The sequence below is a fragment of the Agrobacterium sp. MCAB5 genome (assembly GCF_052114365.1).
Taxonomy (GTDB): domain Bacteria; phylum Pseudomonadota; class Alphaproteobacteria; order Rhizobiales; family Rhizobiaceae; genus Agrobacterium; species Agrobacterium tumefaciens.
On record NZ_JBFREP010000339.1, the window covers coordinates 1 to 382 of the forward strand.

Here is a 382-nt window from a genome sequence, read left to right on the forward strand (position 1 = left end):
GAGCCAGGAGATCGAGAACGTGCGCCCACTACCAAGAGAACCGGAAGCGGATCCGGTTGACCACATCATTGCCTGGCACGACGGCGACAGCCGTGCCGCGATTGAGACGCTCATGGAAGACATCCAGCACTTGCGGCTGCAGCTTGCGCTGGCGACCGCAGCGATGGGAACCGGTTTCACGAGAGGATGGAAGCCAGACGCCGACAGAAATGCCAGGTGAAGGAGCTTATCTGCTTTCGGACTACGGCGGCGAGCCTGTCGGCGTCATATGTGAAGAATGCGAGCTCCTGAAATTCATTAGTTCGGCCGAGCTCATGATTGAATTTGGCGACCTGTCGATGCCGACGATGCTACGGCGCATTTCCCAAGAAGTGATCAAATG

Annotated in this window: 1 protein-coding gene; it reads left to right on the forward strand. The window is 57.3% G+C overall.

Features of this window, described 5'->3' with window-relative positions:
• Positions 1 to 19 precede the first annotated feature (19 nt).
• Positions 20 to 220: a dehydrogenase gene (locus tag AB4Z23_RS28920; protein WP_174151040.1), complete on the forward strand. Its 201-nt coding sequence runs from the start codon at positions 20 to 22 to the stop codon at positions 218 to 220.
• The last annotated feature ends 162 nt before the right edge of the window (positions 221 to 382 follow it).